The 16,703-nt window shown below is 47.0% G+C and carries 15 protein-coding genes and 3 pseudogenes; 7 read left to right on the top strand and 11 right to left on the bottom strand.

Annotation, left to right across the window (positions count from 1 at the left end):
* Positions 1-113 precede the first annotated feature (113 nt).
* The 4 genes from hemA (at position 114) to grxD (ending at position 3,784) form a co-directional block, all read left to right on the top strand.
* Positions 114-1,367 carry a glutamyl-tRNA reductase gene (hemA, locus tag C8R14_RS01320; protein WP_011633915.1) on the top strand — a complete coding sequence of 418 codons (1,254 nt, stop codon included), beginning with the start codon at positions 114-116 and terminating at the stop codon, positions 1,365-1,367.
* Entirely contained in the window at positions 1,364-2,443 is a 1,080-nt protein-coding gene (gene prfA, locus C8R14_RS01315) for a peptide chain release factor 1 (RefSeq protein WP_011633916.1), read from the top strand. Before hemA ends, prfA begins: the two co-directional genes overlap by 4 nt.
* On the top strand, positions 2,440-3,321 hold the full coding sequence (gene prmC / locus C8R14_RS01310) for a peptide chain release factor N(5)-glutamine methyltransferase (RefSeq protein ID WP_011633917.1): 882 nt from the start codon (positions 2,440-2,442) through the stop codon (positions 3,319-3,321). The genes prfA and prmC overlap by 4 nt, the downstream gene beginning before the upstream one ends.
* A gap of 154 nt (positions 3,322-3,475) precedes the next feature.
* Complete coding sequence (gene grxD, locus C8R14_RS01305; RefSeq protein ID WP_011633918.1) at positions 3,476-3,784, top strand: Grx4 family monothiol glutaredoxin; 309 nt, start codon at positions 3,476-3,478, stop codon at positions 3,782-3,784.
* Between the two features lie 20 nt (positions 3,785-3,804).
* On the opposite strand, the gene C8R14_RS01300 is transcribed toward grxD, so the two are convergent.
* Positions 3,805-4,224, bottom strand: coding sequence for a YqaA family protein (locus C8R14_RS01300; RefSeq protein ID WP_011633919.1), 420 nt, complete (start codon positions 4,222-4,224; stop codon positions 3,805-3,807).
* A 449-nt stretch (positions 4,225-4,673) separates the two neighbouring features.
* Between C8R14_RS01300 and C8R14_RS01295 the strand changes: the two genes are divergently transcribed.
* From C8R14_RS01295 to C8R14_RS01285, 3 genes are all read left to right on the top strand, one after another.
* The gene (locus C8R14_RS01295; protein ID WP_011633920.1) at positions 4,674-5,306 is read left to right on the top strand and encodes a glutathione S-transferase family protein; all 633 of its coding nucleotides are present in this window, start codon (positions 4,674-4,676) and stop codon (positions 5,304-5,306) included.
* Positions 5,307-5,577: 271 nt separating this feature from the next.
* On the top strand, positions 5,578-5,862 hold the full coding sequence (locus tag C8R14_RS01290; RefSeq protein ID WP_011633921.1) for an Lpp/OprI family alanine-zipper lipoprotein: 285 nt from the start codon (positions 5,578-5,580) through the stop codon (positions 5,860-5,862).
* Between the two features lie 564 nt (positions 5,863-6,426).
* Positions 6,427-6,882, top strand: a complete 456-nt coding sequence (locus tag C8R14_RS01285; protein ID WP_041353445.1) for a hypothetical protein — start codon at positions 6,427-6,429, stop codon at positions 6,880-6,882.
* 84 nt (positions 6,883-6,966) lie between these two features.
* On the opposite strand, the gene C8R14_RS01280 is transcribed toward C8R14_RS01285, so the two are convergent.
* From C8R14_RS01280 to C8R14_RS01250, 10 genes and pseudogenes are all read right to left on the bottom strand, one after another.
* Positions 6,967-8,070: a phospholipase D-like domain-containing protein gene (locus C8R14_RS01280; protein ID WP_256201548.1), complete on the bottom strand. Its 1,104-nt coding sequence runs from the start codon at positions 8,068-8,070 to the stop codon at positions 6,967-6,969.
* Entirely contained in the window at positions 8,067-9,425 is a 1,359-nt protein-coding gene (locus C8R14_RS01275; protein ID WP_011633924.1) for a hypothetical protein, read from the bottom strand. The genes C8R14_RS01280 and C8R14_RS01275 overlap by 4 nt, the downstream gene beginning before the upstream one ends.
* A 289-nt stretch (positions 9,426-9,714) precedes the next feature.
* A pseudogene (locus tag C8R14_RS13930) lies at positions 9,715-9,880 on the bottom strand (IS5/IS1182 family transposase); the annotation flags it as partial.
* A 13-nt stretch (positions 9,881-9,893) separates the two neighbouring features.
* Positions 9,894-9,992, bottom strand: a pseudogene (locus C8R14_RS13925) (IS5/IS1182 family transposase); the annotation flags it as partial.
* A gap of 71 nt (positions 9,993-10,063) precedes the next feature.
* Positions 10,064-11,269, bottom strand: coding sequence for a J domain-containing protein (locus C8R14_RS01270; RefSeq protein WP_011633925.1), 1,206 nt, complete (start codon positions 11,267-11,269; stop codon positions 10,064-10,066).
* Positions 11,270-11,302: 33 nt separating this feature from the next.
* Positions 11,303-11,500: a hypothetical protein gene (locus tag C8R14_RS01265; protein ID WP_041353446.1), complete on the bottom strand. Its 198-nt coding sequence runs from the start codon at positions 11,498-11,500 to the stop codon at positions 11,303-11,305.
* Positions 11,501-11,637: 137 nt separating this feature from the next.
* Entirely contained in the window at positions 11,638-12,819 is a 1,182-nt protein-coding gene (locus C8R14_RS01260; RefSeq protein WP_011633926.1) for a pyridoxal phosphate-dependent aminotransferase, read from the bottom strand.
* Positions 12,816-14,933: a 5-histidylcysteine sulfoxide synthase gene (ovoA, locus tag C8R14_RS01255; RefSeq protein ID WP_011633927.1), complete on the bottom strand. Its 2,118-nt coding sequence runs from the start codon at positions 14,931-14,933 to the stop codon at positions 12,816-12,818. Before ovoA ends, C8R14_RS01260 begins: the two co-directional genes overlap by 4 nt.
* Before the next feature lie 216 nt (positions 14,934-15,149).
* Positions 15,150-15,546: pseudogene (locus C8R14_RS14345) on the bottom strand (transposase); the annotation flags it as partial.
* 167 nt (positions 15,547-15,713) lie between these two features.
* Positions 15,714-16,337 (bottom strand): PEP-CTERM sorting domain-containing protein, encoded by a 624-nt coding sequence (locus tag C8R14_RS01250; protein WP_011633928.1) that lies wholly within the window; start codon positions 16,335-16,337, stop codon positions 15,714-15,716.
* Between the last annotated feature and the right edge of the window lie 366 nt (positions 16,338-16,703).

The raw sequence follows: 16,703 nt of genomic DNA, 5'->3' as shown, positions 1-16,703 counted from the left end.
ACAGCCGAGATACATATTGTGCGGCGTATCGCCATGGAACTTCCATTGATTGGGGCGGTATAACTTCCGTTATAATTAGCCAATTTTGAATTGGCGTCATCAGGATATTTTTCATGCAACTTTTTGCCTTTGGTGTTAACCATCATACTGCACCTTTAGATATACGCGAACATGTGGCTTTTACGGAAGAGTCGATGCAACATGCGCTTCATGATCTGGTGGGTCACCAGCTGGTTAAAGAAGCGGCTATAATCTCAACGTGCAATCGTACTGAAATATACTGCAATACTGATACACCCGATAAAGCTGTCGGGTGGCTAGCTGATTTTCATCATCTCCATTCTGGAGATCTTGAGCCCTACCTTTACAAATTGTTGCGGGAGCAGGCTGTAAAGCATGCATTTCGCGTTGCCAGCGGACTGGATTCCATGGTGTTGGGTGAGGCACAGATACTGGGGCAGATGAAGAACGCAGTGAAATCAGCTGAACAAGCGGGAACGCTGGGATTGTTATTACATAAAATGTTTCAGCATACATTTTTTGTAGCGAAGGAAGTGCGTACCTCTACAGAAATAGGTGCCTGTTCAGTTTCAATGGCTGCTGCTGCTGCACGTCTTGCCGAAAGAATTTTTGGCAATATTAGTGAACAAAAAGTGCTGTTTATCGGTGCCGGCGAAATGATTGAGTTGTGCGCTGCTCATTTCGTTGCCAAACGCCCCGTGCATGTAACGGTTGCAAATCGTACTGTAGAGCGAGCGGAAGCGCTGTCGCGACGTTTTAATGCGCACCCCATCTCTTTGGGTGAATTGCCGGATCAACTGGCATTGCATGACATTGTTGTCACCTCAACGGCAAGCCCGCTGCCGATACTTGGCAAAGGAATGCTGGAACGAGCCATCAAGTTGCGCAAGCATCGCCCGATTTTCATTGTTGATCTGGCTGTGCCACGAGATGTTGAGCCGGAAGTAGCTGAGCTGGATGATGTATTTCTATATTATGTGGATGATTTGGCTGATATTGTCAGGGAAGGACTGGATAGTCGTCAGGGGGCAGTAACTCAGGCAGAAACAATTATTGATTCAAATGTTATGGACTTTATGCATTGGGTCGCCACACGGCGGTCTGTTCCAACTATTCGCGCACTGCGCGACCAGGCCGAGCAATTTCGTCAGCATGAGCTGAGCCGCGCCCATAAATTACTGGCGAAGGGGGAAGATCCTGTAAAAGTGCTGGAATCACTTAGTAGTGGATTGACCAATAAATTTCTCCATTCTCCTTCTTCCGCTCTCAACCAGGTATCCAATGATGAGCGTGAGCAACTTGTTGAGCTTGTCAATCGGTTGTATCAGTTGCGTTATCCACGATGAATAAGGGAATTGTGGATCAGCTTACCCGGCTGAGTATACGACTGGAGGAATTGGACAAGCTGTTGAGCAATGAAAAGATCACGGCTGATCTGGATAATTATCGGAAACTTTCTCGTGAACGATCTGAAATTGAGCCGGTAACCAGGTTTTATCATACTTACCAGCAGGTTGAGCAAGATTTGGCTACCGCTATGGAAATGAGTGTGGATCCGCAATTCCGGGATTTTGCTGAAGCCGAGATTGATGCAGATAAGCAGAAGCTGGCGGATATTGAAACCGAGATACTCAAGCAGCTGTTGCCCAGGGATCCGAATGATGAGCGCAACATTTTCCTGGAAATACGGGCCGGTACGGGAGGGGATGAATCTGCTCTGTTTGCAGGTGACTTGTTTCGCATGTATAGCCGCTATGCGGAGCGTGAGGGATGGCAAGTAGAAATTGTTTCCCAGAATCCTTCTGAAGTGGGCGGATACAAGGAGATTATTGCCCGGATTATTGGCCACGGTGCCTATTCTAGACTTAAATTTGAATCGGGTGCACATCGGGTGCAGCGTGTTCCGGCGACTGAAACACAGGGGCGTGTGCATACTTCAACCTGTACTGTTGCTGTGCTTCCGGAAGCAGATGAAATTTCTGGCGTAACTCTGAATCCGGCTGATTTAAGAATCGATACATTCCGCGCTTCCGGCGCGGGCGGGCAGCATATTAATAAAACAGATTCGGCTGTACGGATTACCCATTTGCCGACAGGAATTGTGGCTGAGTGTCAGGAAGGGCGTTCCCAGCATAAGAATAAGGCACAGGCAATGAGTGTGTTGATTTCCCGTATTCTCGACAAGCAGGTGCGTGCGCAACAGGCTGAACAGGCAGCTGCCAGGAAATCGCTGGTTGGCAGCGGTGAACGTTCAGAGCGGATCCGGACCTATAATTTTCCACAAGGGAGAATTACTGATCACAGAATTAACCTGACACTCTATAAAATAGAGCAGATTATGGACGGTGAGTTAGATGAATTATGCTCTACTTTGGCAGCCGAACATCAGGCCGCACAGCTGGCTGCCATGATCGAAAGATGATAGGAAATATGCTTTCCTCGGAACAACAGCAAGGTATAAACACGCCCGCTACAATTGGTGAACTCTTGCAGAATGCAGCAAGTGTTGTAGATCGGATTGATGCGCGTTGGCTATTGCAAAGTGTACTGAACGTGGATGCGGCTTTTCTGATTACACATGCAGAATTGTTACTCGGTATGGAGCAGATTGTACATTTCCAGCAATTGCTTGCGAGGCGCATGGCGGGGGAACCTGTTGCATATCTGACGGGCGAAAGAGGGTTTTACGATCTGGTTTTTGACGTGACGCCAGATGTTTTGATTCCTCGCCCCGAAACGGAACTATTGGTGGAAATGGCATTGTCTAAAATTCCACCAGATCGGTGCTGTAACATTCTTGATTTGGGCACCGGAAGCGGTGCTATTGCCATTACAATCGCCAGACATCGTCCTGATATTTATGTGACAGCAGTTGATCTTTCTCCTCTGGCACTGGCAGTGGCGCGCAGAAATGCTAAAAGATGTTCTGTAGAAAATGTGGTATTTATTAAAGCAGACTGGTTTTCGGGTTTTATCAGTGAAAAGTTTGATGTGATTGTGGCTAATCCGCCTTATATAGTCGAGGGAGATCCGCATCTTGAAGCCGATGGCCTGCGTTTTGAACCCACTATCGCACTGGTGGCCCAGAATAACGGCCTGGATTGTATTCGTAGAATAGTTGATCAGGCTCCGGATTATCTGGAACATTCCGGATGGTTAATGCTTGAACATGGATACGACCAGGCTGATGTCTGCCGCAGATTGCTGGATAAAACCGGTTTTTCCCATATATTCACCAGATCAGATCTTGCTGGGATAGATAGGGTAACGGGGGGACAGTATGGATTGGTTCCGGCATAGAAGTTTATATCACCATCTGGAAATTATTCTGGATATAAAGATTCAAACAGGATGAGTAGTATTAACCAAGGTTTTGTATAAATTTGTTCCAGTTGAAGTGTTTGCTGTTCAGGAAACAAGTAGCTGCTTTATAAATTTAAAGAGGAAATTAAATATGGATATCGCTGATTCTATTGAGCAACAGGTATCAACGCACCCGGTGGTTTTATATATGAAAGGTACTCCACAGCAGCCACAATGCGGTTTTTCCGCTAATGCTGTACAAATATTGAGTGCTTGTGGCGTTGAGGATTTTTTCGCTGTAAATGTATTGGCTGATCCGGAAATACGACAGGGTATCAAGGATTATTCCAGCTGGCCCACCATCCCTCAGCTGTATGTCAACGGGGAGTTTGTTGGTGGATCGGATATCATGGCTGAGATGTTTCAGAATGGTGAACTGAAAAAACTGCTGGAAAAGTAAATTCGATTGCTTGTGAATTTCTAACTGATTGCTGCAGCGATTACCCAGTAGCGTGCAAATTTTCCGATAGCAATAAAAAATGCTGCGGAGGCCCAGTTGATCCGCAGCCATCCGGCAGCCACACATAATATGTCGCCGATGAGTGGCAACCAGGACAGGAATAGTATGGGTGCTCCACGGCGACGTGTCCATTCCAGCCCATGAACATGGCGGCCAAGCTTTTTTGACAAAGCCTGCTCATCGGGCAGAAAACGACCAATCACGTAAGAACTCAGTCCTCCTAATGTATTTCCCAGCGTGGCAACATTCAGCGCTGGCCAGAACAGATCCGGGTAGGCGATCAATACCCCGACAAGCACAGCCTCGGATCCTCCGGGTAATAACGTTGCGGCAAGAAAACTGCTGGTAAAAAGTGCTAACAAGCTGGCGCTTTCATCCATATAGACAGTAGTGTGGTTTCTTTGTAACAGATGGTTGATCTGAAGGCATTACAGTAAATATCTGCAAGCTACATACTTACTATTGCATCAGTTTACCATCGCGGTTGCCGTTATTCTTCACTGGTGACAAATACTGATGCTGTTAAAAACGTCCTTCAGCGCGGGGGAAGATAAGAATGCTTTAGATGTCGTCATTAGGTTAAGTGGCAGTTAATTTATTATGTTCTTAGCTGCTCTTCCATGCCACGTATTCTAGTTGCATAATTGTATATACTTGATAGTAAGAGTTGAGGGACTGCAAGCCGCCGATACCGGCCAGGGGAAAATGAAAAATTTTGACTTGATGAGATTAAATATTTACTGATAAGACATTCTCACGTGAGTAATAATGAACAGGATGCACACTTTTACCCTTGAAATTGCAGTGACTTCAATAACGGAGTTGATCTATGCTGATCTATGATGCTCATAGCCCTGCGCCACGCTGTCTGCGAATGTTTTTGTTGGAAAAGCGATTACAGTTACCGGCAGTAACAATTGATGTCATGACAGGAGAAAATCGTCAGTCAACGTATCTGGCTATTAATCCGACGGGCCAGACCCCGGCTTTGCGTTTGGATGACGGCAGTATGCTTACGGAGGCTGTTGCTATTGCAGAATACCTTGAAGAGCGCTACCCCTCACCCAGTTTGGTCGGAAACTCACCCGAGCAGCGTGCACAAACCCGTCAATGGTGGCGGCGAGTAGAGCTTAATATCACTGAATTCATACACAATGCCTACCATTATGCTGAAGGATTGGCTCGGTTTGAATCGCGCATTCCAGTCGTGCCTGAAGCAGCTGATGGAATGAAGCGCGTGGCGCAGGATCGTTTGAACTGGTTGGATGGTATGTTCGGAACAGGTCCATATCTATGTGGTGAACGCTTTACTGCGGCTGATATCTGGCTGTATGTGTGGCTGGACTTTGGTCAGTCGGTCAACCAGCCGTTTGATCGCAACCTGCCGAATATAAACCCGTGGTTCGAACGTATCGCGGCGCGGCCCAGTGCTGAGCTTAGTAAGGCATTATTGAAGACATAGAGCAGCACCTCTATGTGCTGTATTTTTCAGGTTTAGAGGATGCAGTGCAGGAAATGTGAAACCTGACCTGAATGGGTAGCTGGTCAAGTGCAAGCAAAATGTCGCCGCATATTGTAACTGCAAAACTGGTTGGAGTTTCGGCCCGTATTACATTTGATTTATTTTTGTAATGTAATACAAACCGAACTGGGTTGCTCGTTGTTTCTCCCGGAGCAGTGAGTAAAAATGTGTAGTAATGTGTGTTTGTTTTTTTATTAAGGAGACGAGTGGTATGGATAAGAAAAGAATGGTATCAATGCTGGTATTGGTAGGTGCTTGTGCAGGTTTGTCCGCTTGTGCGACGACAGGTGATGTTGATGCACTCAGATCCCGTGTGGATGCACTGGAATCCAATGTGTCTGCAGTACAGTCAGATGCAGCGGCTGCCAGGGCAACTGCTAACGATGCAGTAAATATTGCGAATCAGGCAATGGATAAGGCTAACGAAGCCAATGCACGCTCGATTGATACTGAGACAAAAATTGATCGCATGTTTAAACGTGCGATGCACAAATAAAGTAATTGTTTTGTAATTACCTCGGGTTTTGCTTGTTCATTTGTGATTTTGGCTCTTACGCTTATTCATTTGAAACAAAGTAAGGCCCGAGGTGATTCTGGTGTCTGTTTCGGTTAGCAGATTCTTGAAAATATTACAGTATTGCTGACGCTTGTAAGAATTCAGGAGTACTTCAGAGTTATCTATAGCTGGCAGTGATACCACTCGTGTCAAGGGTATCTATCTCACATTGTATTCGCCCAAAATATTCGGAAGCAGTTTGTGGCTACTTGAAAAACGAATGTTCAATATTAACAATATGCTTTACCACAGAAAGGTCAGGAAATGAGTGGGCGGGAACAATACGAGATGCACAAAGACCATATCCGATCAAATGGACTGGATAAGGTTATAAATTTTCAAGAAAACATCGACTACAAAGATAGCGCGTTTGATGCTGTCTCTGGGAAATAAAAAATCCCATTCCCGCCAAAAACTGATGATTTAGTTCGCTTGCACAAGTTAATCAGGCATAGAAGGCCCTTTACAGTCCTTGAATTTGGGCTTGGGTATTCAACTGTGATCATGGCGGATGCTTTGGAGAAAAATCAGAAAGAATGGGAAAATCGGCGTAAGAAACCTGATATACGGAACAGATTTATGTTTCAGTTATTTGTGGTGGATGCTTCCAGTGAATGGATTCAAAATGTAGAAGACCGGTTTCCAGCGCATTTGCTTTCACGTGTGCATTTCCAGCATAGCAATGTTGAAATAGGTACATTTAATGGCCAGCTCTGTCATTATTATAAGAATCTGCCTGACGTTATCGCTGAATTTATTTACCTTGATGGGCCATCCCCCAAAGATGTACAAGGAAGTATTAATGGCTTGAGCTTCAATTGCGACGAACGAACAGTGATATCTGGTGACCTGCTGCTAATGGAATCAACTTTTCTTCCCGGTACACATTCATTCTTGTTGATGGGAGAATCAATAACACACGGTTTCTCCAGAGAAATTTTACAAGAAACTATGATGTGAAGTATGACAAAGAGGGGGATATCACTACGTTTGAATTATTGGAAGAAAGGCTGGGCAGATACAACTTATTAGGATTGGATTTTTTTAATAGCCTGCTGGATCTGATGTTGGCCTGATATATTCACTTTTTAACCTGTCCCAGCAGCGTGCAAAGGACTCAAAAATAGCAGGATTGCTGGAAATGGCAGCAATCTCATGATTCAACCAGAACGATGGCTTGGTCCAATTAAAGCTCCCGAAGATTGACCAGGCACAATTGCCATCCTCAACCAGTACAAATTTGAGGTGCATGGGCAGGGAGTCGGAATGCCGGATGCGTTTAAAACGGACTCCGGCGCTGGTTAATTGCTGCTCCACCTGTGGAGTGACGCGCCTGAGCGTCGATTCTGCCAATATTTCCAGGTCAACGCCCTGCCTTGCCAGCTTGGTCATAATATCAACTGCGCGACCCATCCTTATATGCGAAGCCGCAACCCGAACACGGCCGCTGTTAACATTATGCAGGAATCGCACGATAGGATGAGTATCGACCCGGGGCCAGAAATAGATATCGGTGTCTGCGCTGTGGATACTACTGCTTATGCTCTTGGTAAAACGATAGAAAAGCCCTGGTGGTGACTGGTGTAGCTGTCGTGCATGCTCGGTCAGTTTCTCGACCAGTGTTGGATCCCTAAATCCAACTAAAACGTTATAACCACGATCCTGATCACCGATTTCTAGAATGATATTGGGATCGTCTTCCGAACCGTTTCCGGACGGATTGAATGAACCGATAAAGGCAACCGGTTCAGGGTGTGAAAAACAGTATAGTTTCTCATGCAGCTGGGGTTTCCATGGTTTTGTCGCAGGCGATGGCAACCCGGGGATGGTAATAACGCGTAGTGCATTGCCTATTCCATCTGGCCCTGAGAGCAGGGTAATTACTTCGTCGTTAGCATAGGGAATACGCGGCCTGCCTTCCAGGCTTAGTGTGACACGGACACCACGTTGATGCGCCCGAATGAGTGCTTTCGCCAGACAGATATCACGGAAATAATACGTCACCCAATCAATGGTTCCCCCAGCAGGGACGGCAGCAATTCGGGCTTCCAGCAAATTGCGCAGCTGGCCAACAGGCTGGTTTGGGCCACCAAAATGGACTTCAGGAGAAGAAATTGCTCTGGCTTGTGGTGCCAGAGCTTTGTTCAATGAAATCCACATAACGCTTTAATCTGACCCCATACTGAGTGGGATTCCTTTTGTTTATCTGTTTCGCCAGCTTCTTCTGTTTTCATCCGCCTGGCCTGCTCTTCCAGCAGAGCGACGTAACGCGGCAAAACATCGGCGCCCCCAACGTGCAGCATTTCATTAATGAAGCGCTGGCGATGTGCCTCGATATAAAAATTGTCACAGCCAGTGGTTAAGAATCTATCAATCAGTTTGTATACATCATCGCGGCATTTCAGTTCCGTTTCGGGCATGAAATGCGCGAGCGCAGATCGGCCGGCATGCAAATAATCAGCAGCCAGTACGGGTTTTTTGGCTTTGACCGCTTCAAATACCACTGAAGTGGCCAGGTCGATAATGACATTTGCCCAATTCATCAAGGAAATGGAATGAACACTGTCTTTCGCTATGCTGACGTTTGGAAGGTGGCGCAGGGAGGTGCTACCAGTCAGTGGTTGTCTCCAGCCGCCGCGTGTGTGCGGTTTGATTACCAGTTCTACCCCGGGGAATGCAGCAATCATATTCACAATGATATTAACCTCTTCCCAGAATGTGGTGAATTCACGCTTTCTCAAGAACATGACGATTCTAAGCCGGGTATCTGAGTTGGTACTTAGCTGGTGGGGAGGTGACAGCTTGGCCAGTTTATTCAGCCATTCGTCACAATAGCGCGGTGAACCCAGCACGGCGATTGCCTGATTGTTCAGAAATGGTCGGAAACGGATCGCACATAACTCATTCGGAACCACGAGTTTGTCAAATATTTTTGCATCCGCATACAGGGTATTCGGTTGTATAGCTCGTTCATGATAGCGTATCAGCTGGTTGGCATGAGGGCTGTCGCCATGTGGTAGCGATACCGCACCGAGCCCCTTTGTTTTCGCCATTGTAACAATGGTTTCGATCCACTCGATGGGGATGGGCGAGACGCTAGTGACCCAATCAAACACAATCACACCTTCATCGGTATCAGTAAAAGTGCGTTTCAATAGCTGTTTAGCCGTACTTTGCCAGATCGGATCGCGCTTTCGGGCATCATATTTCCTGGCCAGCACTTCTGCGAGTTTACCAATCAGGAAGATACGTCTTACGCCTCTGATCAGCAAGAATGTCTGTAGACGCCATTGCAAAAACTCCAACGGGGAGAGTAGTTCCCGGATATGCGCTATGCGAACATGGTCGAGGCTACCTAAATATTTAATGCGGTAATCATTCAGGAATTTTTCATGTCCCAGCAGAACCACATCTCCATGATGACCTGATTCAGACCATTTTGAAACAACTGGAGTAATATGATCTATATCGTTGTAGTGACGAAGAAAAAATAGGGCTTTCATAATGAATTATTGCTGAACGCTGGCGGGCGTAAGCAAGTAAAATTTCGTCATTGGTAAATTTATAATCAGAGCAGAGACTGATGTTTAGTCCCACTTTGTGTGGTGGTATGGATTAATGGTTACCTTGAAAACCCCTGTTTTTGAAAATATATTGCTCGTAAAATCAATGTGTTACATACAAATCTTTTCGGAATTTATAGGTTTTTCGAGGTGCCCTAATGATAAATTGCTCTGGTTCATTTTGCCAGCATTTAATGATGTGTTCATAAGATGTGAATCCTAGCAGGACTAAATAGCTACGTTTGGCGATTTGTATTGTCACAAATACTCCCGGGATTTCGCACACTCACCTGGGTGGAAGGTTTACCCACATAGACGCTGTCGCACAGCAAATTTTGTACCTACTGCTGCTCCTGTTTGCAACGACGCAGCGCCAGCAAAGCCCCCGGCCTATCAACTCAGCCGTACTATACGTCTGGGACAGGTCTTCTTGCACGCACTCTCCGGCAACGACTTGCTAATTGCAAATCGTTCAGGATCAATATCGCTCGGATAACTTTTTCTCATGCCCTAAGCTCCTCACATTTCCAGAGACTTTCAACGGTTTCTTAGCCGTTGAGGTTTACCTGGATTGATATTCAGCGCTTGCGGCGACGAGAGGGTGATGATGGCTGTTTAGAAAAACTGTCCAGAAAATCATCCAGCATCTGCAACTCATCAAACTCGTCGGGCTCGTTATCCACCTGATAATGCTTGATAAAAGCAGCAAGCTGTTTGCCATCCTGAAACGCAACCAGATCAATATCAACCTGCCGCAAATTCATCTCCAAACGTGCAACTTCAGCATCTACCGCTTTATCCACACGATCCGGCTTAAGTTTTGGGGTCAACGGTACCAGCGCCCGATAAGGAGCCAATAACGATGCCAGTTCCGCCTTGAGCTTCGCCTGTTGTTCACGTAACACCTGGATATAATGGTCAATCTGTTCAACCGGCAAGTTGGTAAGATAGTCGGTATCAATTTGTTCAATTTCAAGTTGAATATTCAATAGTTCAAGCAAATCGCCTTTATCATAAGCTTGATTGACGCGCTGCATCAGGACGGTTTTTTCATCTGCTGTCAGATTGGCGCTTGTGCGATCAGGATGCAGGCTGCTGGCCAGTTTACGATAGACTTCACGCACTGACTGGATGATCTCTTTTTTTGCCGCAGCACGCTTCTCTTCGGCGGCTGTCTGTTTGGCTGATTTTCGCCGGTGCGAGCTTTGTTTAGCTTCACTTCTGGTTTCTTCCTCCTGCTGTTTGCGCATGGCTTTTGCAAGCATTTCTTCCATGCTGCCATCCGTATCGTCATCATCCAGGTGCACACCAAACAGATTTTCAACTATATTTTGCGAGAATGCCTTATCAAGCTCAGTCTGTTCATCATAAGTGAGATCACTGTATCTATCGTACAGTGCCACAATGTCTTCATCGCGCTGTTCGAGCAATAATTCATGCGCCAGATCAAGCATGATGTCGCGCAACTTGGCACGCTGCTGTCTGCCGCGAACTACATCACGCTGATGAAATTGCGTATCAAACAGATGCAACATGGCGATACGTTTTTCACGCAACTGTGCAAGCAGGGGCATCAATTCACTACCTATGCGCTGATTGTAACGCCCGCCGTAAATGTGCCACTCTGCAACCTGGGTACGTTGCTCGTCAATTTGCTGGATCAAGCGCTGGAAAGCGGCTTGCTGTTTAGTTTGCGGTTTTGTGTGCACCACAACATCGGTAACAGTGAGTTCGTTGCTATTGACAGGATCGAGTAATGATTCCTGACGAGGGATACAGGGCATAGTAAAAATTCCAGAATATGGAAGTCCAAAAATTCATTCAACGCCATTTCCAACAAAATTTCCAGTTTTTTTCAGCATTAGCAAGGTGGTGAAAAGCATTGGTGACGTTGCGAATACCTCGGCATGAAGCAATCCAGTAGTTAAGAGGATGAAGGCACTGGATTGCTTCGCACCAATGTGCTCGCAAAGATGGTGTTTTTTGTGCTCTTCTCCAAATACAAGTGCCACCATACTCCACCCTGTGTTTGCAAGGTGGCTGCAGGCTGACGTGACAATCCAGCACTATTATCTCTGCACTGCAAGATTATTGCCTCGTACTGCTACGTTAGTAAAAACAGGATAAAGCAAATAATATCGCCACACACCATTCAAAAGGAGTTGTTTTTTGTACGTTCAAGTGCGCTGCGGATGCTATTCAGTGCCTGCCTGATCCGGTGGCGGGGAGCTCCAATATTCATGCGCATGAAGCCGCTGCCTTCCCTGCCATAGGAAATACCAGCGTTTAGCCCGATTCCAGCTTCAAATATGAAAAAGTGCTTGAGTTCATCATCAGTCATACCCAGCTCGCGACAATCAAGCCACAACAGGTAGGTTCCCTGTGAAGGAATCAGCCGGATTTGTGGCAAATACTCAGCCAGATAGTGCTGAACCATCTCACGCGAAGATTCCAGATAGGCCATCAGTGCATCCAGCCATTCACCGCCTGCACGATAAGCTGCTTCAAACGCCACTATGCTGAACGGATTGGCGGCACTGATATGCATTATCTCCAGTTGATCGCGAATGGCTGCCCGGTGTTGCGGATCAGGAATAATCAGTGCAGACAAATTGAGCCCCGGAATATTGAACGTTTTACTAGGTGCTACCGCAGTGATAATTGCTTCCGATGAATCTGCCAGGTCAGCCAATATGTGATGCTTGTTACCCGGATAAATCAGATCCGCATGGATTTCATCCGAGACAACAATCAGGTTATATTGCCTGCTAATGTCCAGCAGCTTTTCCAGTTCCGATCTGCTCCACACCCGGCCAACCGGATTATGCGGGGAACAAAATAACAGCATGCGCGCAGAAGCCGCCTGCCGGGCCAGATCAGCAAAATCCATACCGTAGCTCCCCTGTGCCTGTTGCAAGGCATTGTTCAGCAGCTTTCTGCCGGTTCTTTTGACCACCGAGAAAAACGGGTAATACACCGGCGGCTGAACTATGACAGCTTCACCCGGTTTACTCAACGCAAGAACAGATGCACTCAGCGAGGGTACTACACCCGGACAGAAAACGATCCATTCGCGTGCTATCTGCCAGCCATGACGTGATTTCAGCCAATAGATTAGTGATTCATACAGACTGTCAGGAAATTGTGTGTAGCCATAAACAGGGTGAGTGGCGCGCTTGACCAGCGCTTCGGTGACGGCAGGCGGAGCGGCAAAATCCATATCGGCCACCCACAGCGGTATGACATCCGGGCGATTGAACGTTATCTCACGGCCATCATATTTGGTGCTGAATGTCCCGTCCCGGCCGATTTCACGATCAAAATCGTAACTCAAGTGAGTTTCTCCCAGAGAGTCACTTCTGACAACGTATGTTGGAATTTACGTCGTGTTTCACGAATGACAAATGGTACCTGTTGCGGTTCTCCAAGCAAACGGAAATGGCTGCCGAGCATTTCTTTCAGTCCATCCAGCGTGGTGAAATTTTCACCATCGCGCTTGAAACCGCCCACCCAGTGCTCCCGTTTGGTGTGTTCCTCCAGCCAGGTATAAGGTGAGGCCAGCAACAACAACCCGCCCTGATTCAGCCGTTCATGCACCATGGTCAGGAATTTGGCAGGTTCATACAAACGATCAATTAGGTTGGCTGCCATAATCAGATCATAGCCAGTCAATATCGGCTTGAGATTACAGGCATCCCCCTGGAAGAACTCAACCTTGTGCCTGAGCTCTTTCAGGCCGAGCCCGGCAAGGGTGCATTCCCGGTAAGAAACCAGCTCCCCTTCATCTGTCAGGGTATAACGCAGGATGCCACGCCCCGCCAGCATCACACCCTGATTAATAAAGCGTGCAGAAAAATCAACGCCGGTGACATGATCAAAATGGTGCGCCAGCTCGAATGTTGCCCGGCCGGAAGCACACCCCAGATCAAGCGCTTTATGCGCGGGGCGATTTCCCATTGCAGCAATGGCCAGTTTTGCCAATGCCGTCGGGAAATTGGGCACATCAAAATAAGTATTGCCATAGTGAAATTCTGCATACTCCGACAGCAGCTTGTCCGTTTCGTAATGTGAGCTGTGGTGCACAGCAGATGCAGCAGAAATCACATAGCGAAAGCCGGCATGCTGAAAAAAATGTCTGCGGAACGCATAGCGTGATGTGCGAATGGATTCATTTCCGCATGCAATCCATGACCCCCCCTTGATGAGATTATGCTGATCATCAAAAGTGGGTGTGGTGAAATCATCGTACAGTGGGTGGACTTCAAAGCCGGGAAATGGATGCATAGGCGTTTCTGTCCATTGCCAGACATTGCCGATCACATCAAAAAATTCACCGTGCTGGAATTTATCCACCGGGCAGCTGGAGGCATAGTAATCAAGATGGATATTGCCTTGTGCTCGTTCAGTACGGGGTACTTCGCTCAATCCAGCAACATCATATAAACGATACCATTCATCTTCAGTGGGTAAACGCACCGGCTGCCCAGTTGTTTTCGCTTTCCAGTTACAGAATGCCTTGGCTTCATGGTAATTGACCTCTACCGGCCAGTTCCACGGCATCGGTACCTCTTCCGTCATCAGGCGCAATAACCATTGATCCCCCTGCTGCACCCAGAACGTTGGATGAATCGCAGCGCTAAATTTTCGCCATGCCAGCCCTTCCTCTTCCCAGTGATCATCTGTTTTGTAGCCTTGTGCTTCGATAAAACCGAGAAATTCCTGGTTGCTGACCAGATAGCGGCTAGCCTGGAAATCAGGCAGCTCCGCCTCATGGTGGCCATATTCATTATCCCACCCATAAACAAGATCGGTTTTGTTCTTGCCCAGCACCACTTTCCCGGCCGGAACCGTAACCATCCCGTTTTCTGGCGCACTGCCGCTCTCGTGGCAAGGCTGCCAGGCAGAATGAGGCTGCACATAATCAAGTTTGTGCTGGCGGATCAGTACAGAAGACGTTTCCAGGTGAATACGCTCATGCTCCACCCCCATCACAATCGCCCACCACGGGCTTTCCCATGTAATTGGTAGTGTTAGTGATAATGAGCTGATGAGGGCATCTATCTTCTGACGCATGGTACGGCGATAGGTCATCACCTCCTCAACAGTTGGCCAGTCATAATGCGTGGCATCCAGATCATCCCAGCTCATCTCATCCACGCCCACGGCAAAGATGGATTCCAGCCTTGGGTTGATACGCTCCGTCAGCACGCCAGCCAAAACCAGCTTGTTGATAAAGAAAGTGGCGGTATGGCCCAGATAAAAAATCAGGGGATGGCGCAGAGAAATTGGTTTGATGTAATAGGCTGCATCACTGCGCAGAGTTTCGAACAACTGCTCATACCGATCCAGCGTCGTATGAAAATAGGCGCGCACTTCTTCGCGCTTGGCTTCGACATCATCGCCGTCCAGCACGGGTGTTCTTTGAAACAGATCAGGTTTAACAGACATAAGCTATTCAGGACAATGCTCCATCCTTCTTTAGAAATAGCAGATTATAACGCCACTTGTATAACGATCGTCGTGAAAGCAAGCTACTGAACAGGATCAGGCAGCAACAACTACTCCCCGTGCGGTAATGAAGTAATAAAGTCGAGACCAGTAAGAATGGAATGAAAATACCGGGGTAGAAACCAAACCAAGTAAACATGAAATTAGAAGTTGTTATCGCCGGCATTTTTCCGGCCATGAAAAAGTTTGTTCCACAATCCAGCACCTGGGAATGACCGCGAAAGTGTGCGGTTCACTTCTCCTGGCGTCAATGCAGTAATAGCGCCTTTGCGGTCGGTAACCCGCGGTTGTTACAGCAATGGCGTGAGGCAGTCCCAAGGTGTCAGCAGCATATGTCGTTTGATTCCAGACACTTTCTTACCTGCATCTCAGTTCTTTTCCCCGGCGGTATCCGTGTTTTTTATACTCTGGGTATCAACAATCATATGCTTGGGCATGCCTTGCGGCCAGCTTGGATACAGGCCTCTGATACCTGATTTTTTAATGCGCACTCTAACGCACTTACATCATCGACATCAGGGTTTTTCCATTTGGAGAAATACGCGTAAACTGTTTCTCATTTCAGGTGGTCACTGGATGTCCGTCTGCAGTCTCCTCGCAAAGATGAGGGAGTGGGATAAGAAGGTGTGGAGGAAGAGTTTGGGTGAGCGCACAAAAAAAGCGCCGGTTACCCGGCGCTTGAGTTTTATTTTATGAATAGATATTTGTTTTTGTAATGATTCAAGCCTGTTTACGACGGCGATTCAGACCAAGCCCCAAAAGTCCGGCACCAAACAACAACAGGCTGACGGGTTCGGGTATTTCACTGCTGCCGCCACCATTTTGCAGATCACGAACCAGGATGTCGAAATTGGAAAGGCCTGGAAATTGATTACCATTATTTACAAAGTTGATCTGGAAAGTGCCAGCGTTAGTGGCATTAATTGTTCTGTCATCAAAGAAGTAAAAAGCATTGTTATGCCCACCGTGCATATGAATCAGAAAATCCATCGTAAACGGAATAGACGGCGCGGTATTCAGGTCATTATCCGTGACCATCAGTTTCCATATGTCGGGGGTGGGTTGACCATTCTGGCCGTTATCTGCGGAAAGCGTGAAGGTTAAACCTTCATAAACAGCAGATACGGAATTAGTGGTGCCTGTGTTATCTCTTACCAGAAAATCCCATGAACTCCCAAAGTTCCAGCCCGAATTGGAGGCATTTGCGAAACTTTCAATTGAACTGGGGCTCTGGTCACTAGGATTAGCCGTGGGGCCAAAGAAACCATTTGATGCAACGCCATTAAATGTTACATCCGCGTTGGATAAAGCTGCATTCGCAGTACCAACGATCATCGTCAGCATGGCGCAGGCGACGCCTGCCTTAAGCGTAGCTGTCAGACGAGTCGCCTGTTTCTTCCGGGGGGGGCGATATGTTCGCCGTAAAAAGTTTTATCCAGTTTTGTCATTTTAATTTTCCTCCTGAAATCTTATTATTGATTAATGAAATTCTATTTATATATTAAGCACAAAACATGCCATATTGCTAATTGATTGAAATATAATGAATATTTGCAGGTGATCCTCGTCAGCAGGATATTTATGTAAAATTTTCCGACAAAAAACGCCCTGCGGGAGCAGGGCGCTGAATGCTGGGAATCAAAGGTAAGAAAATGATCAGGATATTTTTACAGATCCTGGTATTACGAGACTCTCCAGGCCGTGGCGATT

Origin of the sequence: Nitrosomonas eutropha, assembly GCF_003201195.1 — a bacterium.
GTDB classification, from domain to species: domain Bacteria; phylum Pseudomonadota; class Gammaproteobacteria; order Burkholderiales; family Nitrosomonadaceae; genus Nitrosomonas; species Nitrosomonas eutropha.
The sequence above is the reverse complement of the archived record's forward strand: the minus strand, read 5'-3'. Positions and strand labels throughout refer to the sequence as shown.